The sequence below is a fragment of the Mastigocoleus testarum BC008 genome (assembly GCF_001456025.1).
Taxonomy (GTDB): domain Bacteria; phylum Cyanobacteriota; class Cyanobacteriia; order Cyanobacteriales; family Nostocaceae; genus Mastigocoleus; species Mastigocoleus testarum.
In genome coordinates, this window is sequence record NZ_LMTZ01000151.1 from 44,595 (window position 1) to 60,534 (window position 15,940).

The 15,940-nt window shown below is 39.3% G+C and carries 14 protein-coding genes and 1 pseudogene; 11 read left to right on the forward strand and 4 right to left on the reverse strand.

Features of this window, described 5'->3' with window-relative positions:
* Positions 1–108 precede the first annotated feature (108 nt).
* From BC008_RS40455 to BC008_RS40470, 4 genes are all read left to right on the forward strand, one after another.
* Positions 109–489 carry a YtxH domain-containing protein gene (locus BC008_RS40455; RefSeq protein WP_027845981.1) on the forward strand — a complete coding sequence of 127 codons (381 nt, stop codon included), beginning with the start codon at positions 109–111 and terminating at the stop codon, positions 487–489.
* Positions 490–503: 14 nt separating this feature from the next.
* The gene (locus BC008_RS40460; protein WP_027845980.1) at positions 504–1,025 is read left to right on the forward strand and encodes a DUF948 domain-containing protein; all 522 of its coding nucleotides are present in this window, start codon (positions 504–506) and stop codon (positions 1,023–1,025) included.
* A 247-nt stretch (positions 1,026–1,272) separates the two neighbouring features.
* A complete protein-coding gene (locus BC008_RS40465) occupies positions 1,273–2,094 on the forward strand; it encodes a TPM domain-containing protein (RefSeq protein WP_027845979.1) in 822 nt (273 codons plus the stop codon).
* A gap of 274 nt (positions 2,095–2,368) precedes the next feature.
* The gene (locus BC008_RS40470; protein ID WP_027845978.1) at positions 2,369–2,986 is read left to right on the forward strand and encodes a precorrin-8X methylmutase; all 618 of its coding nucleotides are present in this window, start codon (positions 2,369–2,371) and stop codon (positions 2,984–2,986) included.
* Positions 2,987–3,615: 629 nt separating this feature from the next.
* Here BC008_RS40470 and BC008_RS40475 read toward each other — a convergent pair.
* Both BC008_RS40475 and dapB read right to left on the reverse strand, forming a co-directional pair.
* Positions 3,616–4,299, reverse strand: a pseudogene (locus BC008_RS40475) (phosphate ABC transporter permease); the annotation flags it as partial.
* 18 nt (positions 4,300–4,317) lie between these two features.
* Positions 4,318–5,148 (reverse strand): 4-hydroxy-tetrahydrodipicolinate reductase, encoded by an 831-nt coding sequence (gene dapB, locus BC008_RS40480; protein ID WP_027845977.1) that lies wholly within the window; start codon positions 5,146–5,148, stop codon positions 4,318–4,320.
* Between the two features lie 68 nt (positions 5,149–5,216).
* Here dapB and BC008_RS50940 point away from each other — a divergent pair, with 68 nt between their 5' ends.
* On the forward strand, positions 5,217–5,678 hold the full coding sequence (locus BC008_RS50940) for a hypothetical protein (protein WP_063800856.1): 462 nt from the start codon (positions 5,217–5,219) through the stop codon (positions 5,676–5,678).
* Between the two features lie 12 nt (positions 5,679–5,690).
* On the opposite strand, the gene psaK is transcribed toward BC008_RS50940, so the two are convergent.
* Entirely contained in the window at positions 5,691–5,951 is a 261-nt protein-coding gene (gene psaK / locus BC008_RS40490) for a photosystem I reaction center subunit PsaK (RefSeq protein ID WP_058184605.1), read from the reverse strand.
* Between the two features lie 421 nt (positions 5,952–6,372).
* Positions 6,373–6,948 carry an NUDIX hydrolase gene (locus BC008_RS40495; protein ID WP_027845232.1) on the reverse strand — a complete coding sequence of 192 codons (576 nt, stop codon included), beginning with the start codon at positions 6,946–6,948 and terminating at the stop codon, positions 6,373–6,375.
* Positions 6,949–7,131: 183 nt separating this feature from the next.
* Between BC008_RS40495 and BC008_RS40500 the strand changes: the two genes are divergently transcribed.
* The 6 genes from BC008_RS40500 to BC008_RS40530 all read left to right on the forward strand — a co-directional run bounded on the left by BC008_RS40500 (position 7,132) and on the right by BC008_RS40530 (position 15,867).
* Complete coding sequence (locus BC008_RS40500) at positions 7,132–8,184, forward strand: dipeptide epimerase (protein ID WP_027845231.1); 1,053 nt, start codon at positions 7,132–7,134, stop codon at positions 8,182–8,184.
* On the forward strand, positions 8,168–9,208 hold the full coding sequence (locus BC008_RS40505; RefSeq protein ID WP_027845230.1) for a DUF1611 domain-containing protein: 1,041 nt from the start codon (positions 8,168–8,170) through the stop codon (positions 9,206–9,208). Before BC008_RS40500 ends, BC008_RS40505 begins: the two co-directional genes overlap by 17 nt.
* Positions 9,209–10,133: 925 nt before the next feature.
* Positions 10,134–12,095, forward strand: coding sequence for a protein kinase domain-containing protein (locus BC008_RS45920; RefSeq protein ID WP_063800857.1), 1,962 nt, complete (start codon positions 10,134–10,136; stop codon positions 12,093–12,095).
* Positions 12,096–12,339: 244 nt separating this feature from the next.
* Positions 12,340–14,040, forward strand: a complete 1,701-nt coding sequence (locus BC008_RS40520) for a M48 family metallopeptidase (RefSeq protein ID WP_027845229.1) — start codon at positions 12,340–12,342, stop codon at positions 14,038–14,040.
* Between the two features lie 72 nt (positions 14,041–14,112).
* Positions 14,113–14,973, forward strand: a complete 861-nt coding sequence (locus BC008_RS40525; protein WP_027845228.1) for a COP23 domain-containing protein — start codon at positions 14,113–14,115, stop codon at positions 14,971–14,973.
* Between the two features lie 393 nt (positions 14,974–15,366).
* Positions 15,367–15,867 (forward strand): DUF427 domain-containing protein, encoded by a 501-nt coding sequence (locus BC008_RS40530; RefSeq protein WP_027845227.1) that lies wholly within the window; start codon positions 15,367–15,369, stop codon positions 15,865–15,867.
* Positions 15,868–15,940: the final 73 nt, after the last annotated feature.

The following is a 15,940-nucleotide window of genomic DNA, read 5'->3' on the forward strand; positions in this document are numbered from 1 at the left end:
AAAGATGAGAGCAGTTAAATTTTCACGTTTATAATGGTACGTAATATTTCGTGGTTCTTATAAAGCTGGATAACCCTAATAAAATGGGTGGAAGGAGGTCGATGTAATATGTCAAAAAACCGTTCTGGAGTATTTATTGGCGGTTTAATGCTGGGAACTGCTATTGGTACCTTGGCTGGATTACTAACTGCTCCCCGTACGGGACGGGAAACACGCAAACTATTGAAAAAATCTGCCAATGCCTTACCGGAAATAGCAGAAGATCTATCTACTAGCGTGCAGCTTCAGGCAGATAAATTTTCCCACAACGCTCGTTCTAACTGGGATGATACTTTGGATAGATTACGCCTTGCGATTGCAGCTGGTATTGATGCTAGCCAACGAGAAAGTCAAATATTGACAGAACAAGATATTTTAGAGAAACAGACCGTTTCTTCTTCTACAGTTGGAGAGGAAACAAATTCACTTGGACACAGGATGGATAGCTGATAAATAATATAAGCGTGATTGAACCTTTATTTTGGCTCGCACTATCCCTTATTTTAGTCGCTACCAGTTTGATAGCTGTTTTGGTTGCGGCTATGCCAGCGTTGCAAGAACTTGCACGAGCAGCTAGAAGCGCAGAAAAACTATTCGACACTCTTTCCAGAGAACTACCACCGACTCTCGATGCGATTCGCATGACTAACTTGGAAATCAATGATTTAGCTGACGATGTCAGTGAAGGTGTCAAGAGTGCAGATCGTATTATCCGACAAGTAGATCGAAGTATTGATGGTGCCAGGAAACAAGCTCAAACGGTTCAAATTAGCACTCGTAGCTTTTTCGTTGGTGTCAAAACTGCATTTAAAAGTTTTACACGCTACAGATCTCCTCGACGAATGAGCGAACGTATGCCACCATCATCACTCCATATGCTCAAGTTACGCGAGCGCGAACGCGAAAGAGAAACAATTAGGCAAGATAACCGTGAAACAGATCAGACATACCGTATTAAAGACAATCATAAGGATGTTTCACGTTAAGGTTTCCTGACAATTGTGCAATTAGATTAAAATTAATCTAGATTTTAAGCCTGTCTGTAAAACCGAATATCAGTATTCATCGCCTTTGTTCCTCTATCTGACAAAATAAATTAAGGAACAAAGGCGATACTGTACTCGGGTAAAATAAATTAGATTCAAGTAACAAACTGTAAAGAAGAATTACTTTTTTCGTATTTTCATAAAAAAACCTTCTTTACTTCTAGTATTGGCATCTGTATAAAAAATCATGCAGCACTGTTTTTGGCAGCGAATTTTTCAGCAAACTTTCAAATTTGTAGCAGTAATATTTATAGCCGCTTCGGTATGGATTACCCAGTCAGAGGGTGCATATGCCTATGATAATCCCGAATTATTACCCGATAATCCCACTCCAGTCGTAGACTTAGCAAAAACTCTTAATAGCGTTCAAGAAAATAATTTAGTCCAAGAATTAGAAAAATTTGAAGCCGATACGGGTTGGAAATTACGGGTATTAACCCAATACGATCGTACTCCTGGTAGGGCAGTAATTAATTTTTGGGGTTTGGATGATAGAAGTATTCTTTTTGTTTCTGATGCACGTGGTGGTAACATTTTAAGTTTTAGCGTTGGCGATGCAGTATATGAATTATTACCACGTACTTTTTGGATTGAATTACAAACCCGCTTTGGAAATTTATACTTTGTCCGTGAAGAAGGGGAAGACCAAGCAGTTCTCACAGCTGTAAGAACAGTTGAGAATTGTTTGAGTCAAGGGGGTTGTAATGTAGTACCGGGGCTACCAAGAGAACAGTGGATATTAACATTGATTAGCTCGGTAATTGGTGGAGTTATATGTGGTTTTGCTGCTCAACCCCGTAAAGAAGGACAAGTTTTTGCTTGGCAATGGGCTTTGATATTTTCTCCTTTGTGGGGGATATTATTTGTTGCTTTCGGTATTGGTCCGGTGGTTACCCGAACAAATGACTGGTTACCAGTAGTTCGTAATATTTCTGGTTTTCTTATTGGCGTTTTAGTTGCTTACTTATCTCCGATTTTCAACCAATCTCCTGGTACGGAAAATAATTAATAGAAAACAGGAGACAATTACAATCGTTTCCGATCAAAATCAAATATAAATCAGGGAACAGGTATAAGGGTTATTAATTAACGAAAAGCCCTGTACATTACATTATTAAAATTAGGAGATTTTAACGAAGACGTAGCATGCTACGTCTCTACATCAAATTCAATCGGATTGAGCTAAAAAATTTAACTAGAAAACTTAAAAATATGGTGGGCTTTTGGAATCCTGCGGATATGATTGAATTTCAATCAAAATGAGTAATTGGTACATATAGGCGATGGAATGGCATTCAAGTGATGCTCAAAGTTTGACAATAATTGACCGCGAAATCGGCGCTCATGTTTTTTCCCCTGCAGAATATGAGATTGTGCGAAGAGTGATTTACGCCACAGCTGACTTTGAGTATAAATCTTTAATTCGCTTTTCCGAACATGCTTTGCACGCAGGAGCTGCAGCTTTAGCCGCACGTACTGCAATTGTTGTAGATTCTCCAATGGTACGGGTAGGAATTTCCCAGACGATTCAAGAAACCTTTGCTAATCCGGTTTATTGTGGTGTGGAAACCTTTACCAGACCTCAAAAATCTAAAACTGTTGCAGCTTGGGGAATGGAAAACTTAGCCAAACGACATTTAGAAGGAATTTTTGTTATCGGTCAAGCTCAAACAGCCCTCAACACCATTATTGATTTAATTGAAGCGGAAGAAATTAAACCTGCTTTGGTGATTGCTACTCCTGCTGGATTTTTGAATTTAGCAGCAGCAAAAGAAAGTTTGAAAAATTCTGTGATTCCTCACATTACTCTTGAAAGTGACAAAGGTAATGCTGTTGTTGCTGCAGCAATCGTTGATGGACTTGTAGATTTAGCTTGGCAAGCTTATGGGAAAAATGGGTGATGGAGAGGGCTTGGGATAGCACTGTGTGCCGCCCGCCGCCCGTGCTAACGCACCGCTAGAGTCTACGGCGTCGGCAAAGCCTCTGACTAACGTCACGTTTCGCTTTCGCTAATGCTAACGTGTAAGCGCGCTCATAGCGGCATAGAGCTTGAGGGGCATCTGCGGTGTTTTGACGCAGCAAGCTGTTCATCCGTAGGATGCGTACTAACGCCTCTGGCGCGTCTCACGGCGTCGGCAGATCCGCAGGTGACGGCTCCTCCGTAGGTAGCGCAGCTATAGTCATGCCTCTGGCGACTGGGGAGATTGGGGAATGGACCAAAAAAATATAAAAAACAAATAATTAATTACCAATTACCGATTACCAATTACCAATTACCAATTACCAATTACCAATCATCATCATAATCCCTAGCTGGGCGACGACGGCGAGGTTCTCTGTATTTGTCATCTGAGTAGCGGTCATCTGAATTTCTCTCATCAGGGTAGCGATCTTCTAAGTATCTATCATTAGAAGAATATCTATCGTCTAAATACCTATCGTCAGGATATCTTTCATCAGGATACCTTTCATCAGAATACCTTTCATCAGAATATCTGTCTTCTGAATATCTGTCTTCTGAATATCTGTCATCTGAATATTTATAATTCGGTCTTCTGTTATTTCTTCTTCCTTCTTTACCAATACGACGACTAACTCCAGTAAAAAAATCTCTCCTGATCCACGGATAGTCACTCACCCAAATTTCGCGACTGGGTATATAAACATCGCTAATTTCATCAATCCGGCTCAGATCGGGGCGATTGGAAAAAACTAACATTTCCGCAATTTGACCAGTATTAATAATTTTATGAGTAACGCGTAACGGAGCACTGAATTCCGCAATAAAGCCGCTTTGGTCACCAATTTCCAAGTTAATTGTTTTTTCTCGATTTTCAACAATTACTAAATCGCCCCTATTATTAACAGTTTCTTGCGTGCCAATTAACTGTTCGGTTATCCAATAATCCAACACCCGACCTCGAAAAAAGCCGACATATTTATACCGTCGGCATTTAGAATTCTGTAGACTAGCCCACAAAACTGGTCCCCACAACCAATACAGTGCGCCCACTAAACCCAGAAAAAATACAATTGGTCCAAAGTCAAGCTGTAAAACTACTTTAAGTAATAAAACTATGGCAGCAGCAACAACTGATATTAATAATCGCTGCAAAAAATCAGGAAATTTACCCCAGTAATATTTATACTGGGGACCAGTAGCAATTAGAGGTATGAGTTGATGGAATTTTTCGCGAGTCAGGGGGACTAACATTTTGGCTAAGTACTGATTCTAAAGTATCTTTTCTAATCCATATACTAACGACTTTAGCTGAAGCACCTTACGAATTGCTAGTAATACTCCCGGCATATAGCAAGCTCGATCGCTGGTGTCATGACGTAAAGTATAAATTTGACCAGGAGCACCAAAAATTACTTCTTGATGGGCAATGAGTCCTGGTAAGCGTACGCTATGAATTCTAATGCCTTCCTCGGCTTGACTTCCCCTTGCACCAGTTAGCTTTTCCGTTTCTTCAACAATTGCAGGATTAAAAGTTTTACCCATTTCCCCTAACTTTTGGGCTGTTTCAATTGCTGTACCACTGGGAGCATCTGCTTTCTGATTATGATGCAATTCAATTATTTCTACATGGTCAAAATACTGGGAAGCGGCAACAGCAGCTTGTTGCAGTAGAACCATGCCAATGGAAAAATTAGGAATAATCAGACATCCAGTACTGGCTTTTTCCGCAAAATCTGCTAATTCTTGAATTTGTGTTGTGCTTAAGCCAGTTGTACCAATAACAGGACGAATACCATAGGCGATCGCGCTGCGAACATTATCATAAACCGAATCAGGATGAGTAAAGTCTACCATTACACCTGGCTCCTTTTCTTGGCATGCAAAAGCCAGCATCGATTCCATTTGATTGGTAACAGGTACTTCTAAAGGTTCGCTCAAGCCTGCTAGTTCTCCAATATCTTTATCTTGATGTTCGGGGTTCCTATCAATCGCACCAACCAAATTCATATCTTCGGCTTGTGCTACAGCTTTAACCACCTCAAGACCCATTTTGCCTGCAGCACCAATCACAACAACAGGAATCGGAGTTTTACTTGTCATAATTATTAGTCAACTTTTTCGCTTACCATTAGGCATTTTAGACCTATTGACAAATATATATAGCAGAATTGTCAGAAGACAGAAGTCAGAAGTCAGGAGTCAGAAGTCAGGAGTCAGAAGTCAGGAGTCAGGAGTCAGAAGTCAGAAGTCAGGAGTCAGAAGTCAGAAGTCAGGAGTCAGAAGTCAGGACAGACCGCGCTTACAGCGAGCAGGAGTCAGAAGTCAGAAGTCAGAAGTCAGAAGTCAGAAGTCAGGAGTCAGAAGTCAGAAGTCAGGAGTCAGAAGTCAGGAGTCAGAAGTCAGGACAGACCGCGCTTACAGCGAGCAGGAGTCAGAAGTCAGGAGTCAGAAGTCAGGAGTCAGAAGTCAGGAGTCAGAAGTTAGGAACAGTAACTCATTACTCATTACTCATTACTTATTACTTATTACTTATTACTCATTCCCTGTTTTCTTACTTAAAAAATAAAAAAAAGCCAGAGAACAACATTTCCGGCTTTGATGTAAATATATTTAAATTACAAAATCTTTAGGTTATAAAAAGTTTATATATTTCCAAGATTATGTAAACCTAAAATCACTCCTACTCCTAAAAGGTGACCAAAGGATGTAGTTGCTAGTAGTCCGGGTAAGCCAAAACCGCCAAAGAAGTTTGATGATGGCAATTCTGGACCTGTTTTGGGGTATGTGACTTTAAATTTAGCAAAAGCGATCGCGATGATGTTGCAGATAATCATGATCGCGCCAACTGTTGGACTCCACTGCAAGGGAGCGGTAGCTGCTGCAAGTAAGTTCGATGTCAACAACTGCTTTTCTCCTGTGATTTAGTAGGGATTCAAAATACTCCTGTGACTATTATCAAAAAATTTCACTCTGCAATGAAATATCGCACAAATAGTTAATATTTCTTGGTAATGCTTAATATCATTAAACCTGAATTGGATTTTCTGTGCGATCAGGGGTTTTATGTGAATGAGTTTGGTTTTCAAGATCGACTAGATCCCCCTAAATTCCGCTTGTGAAGCGATTTTCGTCTTCAAGATGGGCTACATCCTCGTAAATCTCGTTGGGAAGAAGATTTCACATGGGTGATTTTCGTTTTCAAAATGGGTTATATCCCCCTAAATCTTCAGGGCTGTTTCTAACGGGGATTTAGGAGAATGTGATTATTTTGGGTTATTGAGTAGTCTTATATTTTATAAAGGGGGAGTTTCAAGCGATCAATATTTAGCTTAGAAACTTCAAACCCAATAACAACGCCGTAACAGTCCCCATCACGGAAATCTTCCCAGAGTTGATTTTTTCTAAAATTGAATCCACTGGGATCAACAACACTTCAATTTCTTCAGTTGGATCTAAATTTTGCTTACCTGTTGCGTTTGCTCCGCACAATCCCTCTGGGATTATGGCATTTTCTGCGAAAAATACATGTGTTTGATTTGTATCCTTACTTGGTCGGTCGTAGAGTGTTGCAATTTTTTGCAAATTTTTGACAGAGTAACCTGTTTCCTCTTCCATTTCTCTCATTGCGGCGATTTCTGGAGCTTCTTGCGTGGGGTCGAAGCCTCCTGCAGGTAATTCAATAAAAAATTCACCTATTGCATGGCGATATTGCCTGACAAATACTACTTCTCGCTTCGGAGTAACAGCTAAAACTAAAGCCACATCAGGCTTAACATGCACAAAAAAATCATCAATTACTTTCCCATTTGGTAACCGAATTTCATCCCGCCTTACCTGACAATAGGGATGATCCAAAACCATATTAGATTCTAATAATTCCCATTTCTTGAGATTTGTCATTTTTTAGATTCTTGATTTGCCAGCGATCAACTATATCCTGTCAAATATTATTATTCATTGATAATTAAATTTGATTGAAATTATCTGAATTTTGTATCCAAATTTTGCCCAGACTCATCCTTTACTGTTTTCTTTTATGCCTTATCCTCAAACTTAAGATTAAATTTGCTCCTACTTAAATACATGAAAATACAGGTTGAAATTTTTACAGTCAACAAGCGCTTTCCGTTAACTATTAGTCGGGGAACTACTGCTAAAACTAACAATGTTTTGGTCAAAATATCCCAAGATGGAATTGAGGGTTGGGGAGAATCTTCGCCTGTCAAAGTAGGAGATAGACATCAGTCAACCGAAGTTATTCACGAATCATTACAACAAATTAAACCCCAACTAGAGAAATTTCATCCTTTACAACGACAGGAAATCGAACAAGTTCTCATTACCACCAATTTACCGTCATCAGCATGGGCAGCATTTGATGTAGCATTATATGATTGGTTAGGGAAAAAAGTTGGACTACCTCTGTGGAAAATATGGGGGTTAGACTGTAAAAAAATTGTCCCTACATCTGTCACAATTGGTATCAATTCTCCTGAAGGAGCAAAATCAAGAACCCGTGATTGGTTGGAATTTACTAACATCAAAGTTTTAAAAGTTAAGTTAGGTAATCCGGAGGGTGTTGAAGCCGACCGAAAAATGCTAACAGCAGTTAAGGACGAAGCACCAAATTTAGATTTGTATGTCGATGCTAACGGAGGTTGGAATTTGACAAATGCCTGTGAAATGTGTAATTGGCTTGCAAATTTGGGTGTTAAGTACGTGGAACAGCCTTTAGCACAAGGGGAAGAACATAAGTTAGCCGAACTGCGAAAACATTCGCCTCTACCAATATTTGTCGATGAAAGTTGTTTCAACAGTCGAGATATTCCTAAATTGGCAAACTCGGTGGATGGGATCAATATTAAATTGATGAAATCTGGAGGACTAACTGAGGCGATGCGGATGGTATATACCGCGCGTGCTTATGGTTTACAAGTGATGTTTGGTTGCTATTCCGATAGCACTTTGGCTAATACAGCAGCCGCACAGCTTGCACCATTGGCTGATTATCTCGACTTGGATAGTCACCTTAATTTAATTGACGATCCCTTTGAGGGAGCATCAATCCAAGAAGGCAGAATTTTACCAAATAACTTACCAGGCTTGGGGGTACAGCATAGTGCGTCTCGCGCTTAATCAACGGGTAGTAGTTTTGTTACATGGGGGTATTACCAGTGAGGGCGGTAAAACCGGTCTGTCACTTTTACGATACAGTGAAGCCCCTATTGTTGCAGCAATTGACCGCGATTGTGCAGGAAAATCTTTAACGGAACTGACTGGTATCAAACGTGATGTCCCAATAGTTTCATCTCTAGCCGATTCCTTGCAATATAAACCTCAGGTTTTAGCAATTGGTATTGCGACCAAAGGTGGTGTCTTACCAGATGACTATTGGCGCGAAATCAAAGAAGCTTTAGCTGCAGGAATGTCTCTAGTCAATGGTTTGCATACTCCATTGGCAACAATACCGGATTTGAAAAAACAACTCAAGCCCGGACAGTTAATTTGGGATGTACGAAAAGAACCACAAAATTTAAATATTGCTAGTGGTGCAGCTCGTAATCTTTCCTGTAAGCGAGTACTAACTATTGGTACAGATATGAATGCTGGCAAAATGTCAACTTCTTTGGAGTTGCATTGGGCTTCGCGAATGCAAGGAATGCGTTCTAAATTTTTGGCGACTGGTCAAACTGGTTTGATGCTGGAAGGTGATGGAGTCGCATTGGATGCTGTCAGAGTTGACTTCGCTGCTGGTGCTGTAGAGCAGATAGTAATGCGCTTTGGTGGTAACTACGATATTTTGCATATTGAGGGACAAGGTTCTTTGCTGCATCCAGGTTCTACAGCAACATTACCTTTGCTCCGAGGTTCCCAACCGACCCACATGATTTTGGTACATCGTGTCGGACAAACCCATGTAATTGACAATTTCCCAATTCCACCTTTACCGGAAGTAATTAAATTGTACGAGACGGTGGCTAGTGCTGCTGGGGCATTTAAAAAAGTCCCAGTTGTTGGAATTGCTCTTAATACTTCTCATTTAGAAGAATCAACTGCAAAATCTACGATCGCACAAATGGAACAAGAAACAGGAAGACCTTGTACAGATCCTGTTCGTTTTGGTGCGGGTAAGTTACTGGATGCGGTGATGCGTAGTTAGGGATTGGCGACTGGTAACCAGATCATTCAATAGTAAATAAAAACAAAATATCTTATTGCTATCCTCAATCCTTTTCCGTAGATGGAGGTAGCAGCTAATAGAAGCTAACGTAGGTATTGGTGTGACAGTTATGTGTTACGCACGCTCTAAACGCCAAAAACCAAACTTGTCTACACAAAAATTATCAAATTTGGTCTAACCCTACAAATCTCCTAGTCAAAATAAAGTATTGAGAATTTTGGATTTTCTCACTCGAGTTCAAGGTTATTAAAATACAAAATGCTTGTGTTAATGGAGTCTAGACTACAAAAAATTGTAAGTAATGGAATATTTATTTTTTTCAATCCTAGTTGTTTATGCTGAAAAAAAAAAAGCAGTAATGAATAATTATTTACGTAGCACGCAAATAATTATTCATTTTCAAAACCTACAAATCGATTTTACTTGAAGGCTGTGTTCTTCAATTTTATACCGTAAACAATGATTTTATTGTTACAAAGAAAATGCCATCAAAATTAAGACTGGATAATCAATTTATCCTTGCTTATGATGACTTATAAAGCATTTTGTCTAGTTTTTAGCTTAAAGCTTAAAGTAACAAAAATCAACCAATGGAATATAAAGTTCAATAGGTTGCAATTTACTACGAATGATAAAGGTAACAAAGCTTACTCAATAAAAATAACCAAAAGTAGTAATTGTTCTAAGGAAGATGAACCCTTACACTTTTTGGGCGCAAAAAGTGTAGAATTAACAGGAGTCTCCAGTACATAAGGCTTTTATAGATATACCCAATCAAAGGCAACTTTAAAGTTAATAAGACATAATATGTCATTGAAACTTTAAGAAATTGTCAGGGGAGAACTTCAATGGGGGACTTTCGTATGAAAATTAAGGGCATTCTATTTGCTGACAGGTTAACCTGATGCACATTGGCACAGTTCTCCGGAATCGCTACAAAATCCTCAAACTGTTGGGAAGCGGCGGATTTGGTGATACTTATCTGGCGGTAGATATCGACTTACCTGGTAGCCCAAAGTGCGTTGTTAAACACCTTAAGGCTCAAAAATCCAATCCCACAGTTTTACAAATTGCCAAAAGACTGTTTGACCAAGAAGCTAAGGTTTTATACCGTCTAAGCAAAGGTCACAGTCAAATACCCCAATTGTTTGGTCACTTTGAAGAGAATAATGAGTTCTATTTAGTACAGGAATATATTGATGGATATGACTTAACCAAAGAAATCAAATCGCGCAAGCAGATGAGTGAAGCTGCAGTAGCCAAGTTGCTGCAGGAAATTCTCGAGGTATTAGCATTTGTCCACGAGCAAAATGTGATTCACCGAGATATCAAGCTGCGCAATATTATGCGTCGTCGTAACGACGGCAAAATTGTTTTGATCGATTTTGGTGCAGTAAAAGAGATTAAAGGGTTAGCAACAACTTATGACGGAGAGGTAAATTCCACACTAGTAATTGGTACCCCCGGCTATATGCCGAGCGAACAAGCAAATGGTAAGCCCAGGCTGTGTAGCGATGTGTATGCAGTGGGGATGATTGGCATTCAAGCATTAACTGGGAAACCACCACGTGGTTTACCCCTAGATCCCAGCAGTGGGGAAGTTATGTGGCTGCAAGAAGTGAATGTCAGTCATAAGATGGCTCAGGTTTTGACAAATATGGTGCGCTGTAATTTCAGCCAAAGGTATCAAACTGCAGGGGAAGCTCTGCAGGCACTACTTTCACCGATGCCAGGACCACCACAACATTTACTAGCGAATACAGAAAGGGAAGTTCGACGGCAAATGCCGTTGGAAAATTTGTCTTACCCACAGGTAGTCAAAGTTGCTGGTCTTTTAGGTTTGTTAGGAGCAGGCTTGGGATTAACATTCTTTGGTGCAAGTCTTCTTCCTAAGAATAATGCAACTAGTAATGGCACCAATAAGGTGGAAAAAACTGATAGTAAGCCAAAAGATTCACCATCTGCTTCCCCTGTTCAAAGCAGTAATCCCGAACCACAACCTCCTCCAGAAGTTGAGAAAAAAGTAGAAACAAATCCTTTTAATTCATCAAGTCCTCTCACTTTTCCACCTTTAACAAACCCCAACGAGCAGATCAAGGTTTCGCCTGCACAACCACCAATTAACCCAAGTGATTACGAAAAACGGTTCGACCTACCTCCTAGTAATCCCTCCCAATCCGTAAGTCCAGGAAGACCATTTTCTGTTGGTGGCGATCCCAGACAATCAAACACATCTCCAGATACGAATGAGGGGAAAGATGGTCAAGATTCAACAAGTGAATCGCCACTGAAGCCTTCACAACCGGTTAGCAGTCCTTTATTCAAAGGATTTGATATCGACTCTGAAAATGCTTCACCTTCCGTAAGCCCACCAAACAAAAATCAGAAAAGCACCGAAACACCAGAAACATCTCCTGAGAACAAGGCTAAAGATGATGGTGAGAAATCGGCTCCTGAGTCCCCTCAGACACCTGCAATTGAGGAGGAAACAAAGTCCAAAAATGAATCTAAAAATGATTCTTCAGCAACCTCTGAAAATAATAAGGGCTTACCCGATTCTTCTCCTACACCATCAGTTGAAAGTAAAAACAAACCATTACCAGGTTCTTCTTCGCTCCCAATTTTGGAAGGGAACGTAAATCAATTCTCTACTCCTTTATTGCCACCAGCGCTAGAAGGAAAAGTAGATGTTTATAAGATTTATACTCAACCAGTGATTGTGCCTACCGATCCGTCGAACGGAAGTAAGGTTATTATTCAAAAGCCAGAACCATCACCATCAAAACCACCATCTTCTTCTGCATCCAAACCAGAAGATCTAGACGATTTGTCCCTGAAGAACTTTTCCAGTTGGATTGAGAAATAAATTTACTTTAGTGAATTTATGCTTTAGTAAATTGATGATGAAGTGAATTTAATTCAAGGAAAAGTGTTCTAGGCAGTTAAAATCTTTAGAGAAAAATCTTTAGGAGAAAATCTTCAGATTCAGCCTAATGCTAAAGTCAGTCTAATTTTTATTAATTTTTTGTGAGTCAGGCTAAGTGACCTGTCTAATTAGAGTGTTTCCTCATACATTGGATACAATGCTTGTTACATAGGTGAATTCCACCATGAAACTTAGATGGAAATCTCTGATTTTAGCTGTTAATTGGGTTTCAATTTCTTTTGTTACCTTTTTTGCTGTTATTTTATCCCAACCGAGTTTACCCTCAGTGGCGCAAGAGCCTGCGGTTATTATTGACACTAGTAAAACTCAAACTGAGGAAACTGTAACAGAAAAAAAAGATGAGGAATCAAATCCCAAGGTGAGGACACCCCAAAAATCAGACTCATCCACAAATGACAATCAAAAGACTGATGAAGATAAGGGTAAGAATCAGGAAGATTTAGAAGAAGTAAAACTCAGTGCTTCTGAACTTGCGCGTCAAAACAAATTGATCGAAGCCGATCGACTTTATCTCACTGGAAATATTTCAGCAGCGGAAAAATTGTATCGGGAAGCTAAAGAACCTTTTACCGATACTGAAAGTCTTGAAGAACGTAAAGTAGCAATTGTCGATCCGAACCAACTTTCTCCAGGAGGTAAAGTATATTGGCGCGAAGCGAAAGCAGGAATCGCCAGTCAACTACAGACTAAAACATTAGTTTCCCTAAATCTGTTGGTTGAAAAAAATCCAGAATTTATTCCTGGTCATATAAAATATGCTGAATCTCTGAAAAAATATGGTAAGGAAAAGAAAGCATTAGAGGTTTTAGAACGAGCTAATTCCCTATACCCCGATGAAGTAGACTTAGTAAAATATAGGGTCCAAGCCTTAGCAGAATCAAAAAAATGGATGGAAGCTTCCCTTGCTGCGCGTCAATTTGCGATTCTCAATCCCCAAGATCCCCAAGCTACAGAACTACAAGAACTTGCTGATAAAAATCTCAAACGCTTCAAATCCCATATCAGAAGAGAAGTTCGGGGAAATGCGATCGCTAATGTAATTACTGGCGCATTAGGTTACGCTGTCACAGGTAGTCTTTTTGGTCCATTTTCAGCTTTAGATTCTACTTTGTTATTACTTAAGGGTGAAAAATCTATTGGTGAATCAGTAGCGAAGCGAGCGAAAAAACGCTTAGATCTAGTTGAAGATAAAGAAATAGTAGATTACGTTAACGGAATTGGGCAAAAACTTGTTAAAGTAGCCGGACGCGACGAATTTAAATATGAGTTCTTTGTAATTCCCGAAAAAAGTCTTAACGCTTTTGCTTTACCGGGTGGTAAAGTATTTATTCACGCAGGAGCAATTGCCAAAACTAATTCTGAAGCAGAACTAGCTGGTTTAATCGGTCACGAGCTATCCCATGTAGTTCTTTCTCATGGATTTCAGCTAGTGACTCAAGGTAATTTAGTTTCTAATGTTACTCAATATTTGCCTTTAGGGGGTACATTCGGTCAAATACTGACTTTCAATTACAGTCGCAGAATGGAAAAGCAAGCTGATAGATTGGGTACCCGTTTAATAGTTGCTTCCGGATATGCTGCTGATGGTTTGCGGAACTTAATGTCGACTCTGGAAAAAGAACAAAAAAATACTCCTCCTGCTTGGTTATCTTCCCACCCTGCAGGTAAAAAACGTGTCCGCTATCTTGAAGAACTGATTTCTGAAAGTGGTTATAATCGCTATGCTTATGAAGGAGTAGCACGTCACCAAGAGATTAAAGCAAAAGCTAAGCAAGCTATTAAAGATTTTGAAGATAAGAAAAAAGATAAAAAAAAGCGCCGACGAGAAAACAAAAAGAAACGTAAATTAGTTGAGCAAGATTGAATCAAAATATCAAAATTTTTCGTCACAACGGCTATGAGCTTCCCTGATGATTTCTTTGTAGGAGGATGATTTATGTTATTAAAGAGCTGGCAATTTTTATTATTTGGTAGTTTGGGATTATCAATATTTTTCGGTAATTCAGTAGTTTTAGCTCAATCAAATAGATCGTCTGATAGCGTTGTAGTACCTACAGGTTCAACAAATACCAGGTCGAGAACATCATCATCAAGTAACTCTTCAAGACAAATAAACCGAAACGTAAATATAGATAATTCAGTTAACGGACGTTCGACTTCAACTAGAACAACAACCCGAACTAGAAGAAATTCATCATCACCGATTACTACTGCAACTCGTTTTAGTTGTGCAAGTTATGGTGGTGAGTATACGGTTATGTACCAACCTGAAACTCAACCGGGACAGTACTTCCCTTGGGCTAAACCTAGAAAAATGGGTGGTGGTTGGGACCCAATTAAACGTTGTAACAAGATTGCTGAACGTTTAGAGCGCTATCGTCCCGATGGTTTAACAGAACTGAGAACATCTTCACTCAATGGATATAATATCCTTTGCGTAACTAGTGAAGCAGACCCATCTTGTAGGATTGTACTTACAGTTCCTCAAGATAAGGATCCTTATGAGGTGCGTAATAACGTCTTCGAAAATCTAATTGCTGCCGATAGTGGAAGAGAAACTGTAGGAGTAAGTACTTACTCTGCGGAGAATGGAGATTTTGAAAATATTGTCAATATGGGGCGTTCTCTTTTTGGAAACAATAAGAAACCCAATTCTGCGTCTCAAAAGAGAATTAATTTAAAACCTTTTTTAGATCCGAAAGATGGTGGAAGCGGAAGTCAATTGAAGAAAGGGGTTAACTTGGGTGGAAGCAAAAATCAATCTGGTTTGGATTTAAACACCGATCGCTTGCGTTAATCAGACGATTTCTATCTAACTTGCGCCATTTCCAATTAGTTCAACAATCTACCTGGGAATTTTTTCAAGGTGAGTTTTTGGATTGAATGTAGTTTGGTGCAAGTTATAGTGTTATGCACAAGTTAAAAATCATTAGCGGATCCGTCCATAGGTAGCGCAGCTATAGCTTTTATGGCATCATCGGCGTTAACCTAAGTACGTGTCCGTAGGACAAACAGGATTTACCAATGTCTTAACCTTATTACCTAATGCTCTATTATTTTTTCTTCAAGTTAAAGTAATTAAATAGATTGATACAGTAATCATAAGTTGTTTACATATGCTTGAGTCTTCATGTTTTGTTACTTAAGTCAACAAAATGTTAAATTAATTTAGCTGAGTATTTAACAAAATATGTTTGGTAGACCCCAACGAATCGAGCCAGGACCAGGTCAAGAATCAGTGTGGGATTATCCCCGTCCACCCCGCTTAGAAGATACGGATAAACATATTCGGATTATTTTTAATGATGTAACGATCGCAGATACCCGTCGAGCCAAAAGATTTTTGGAAACTAGTCATCCACCAACTTATTACATTCCTCCTGAAGATATAAAAATGGAGTATTTAACCAAAACATCGAACTCCAGCTTTTGTGAATGGAAAGGACGTGCTGCTTATTATTCAATTCGAGTTGGTGACAAAGAAGCTCAGAATGTAGCTTGGTTTTATCCCGATCCAACACCAGATTTTGTATCCATCAAAGATTATCCATGTTTCTACGCTCAATTTATGGATGCTTGCTACGTTGATGATGAGTTAGTACAAGCACAAATAGGTAATTTTTATGGGGGTTGGGTAACCAAGGATATCGTTGGACCCTTTAAAGGTGGTGCTGGTACTTGGGGCTGGTAAACCTTTAGTATCAAAAAATCTAATAGTACAAATTTAAAAATACAAAAAATTAAGCATTAGAAATTATTTCCAT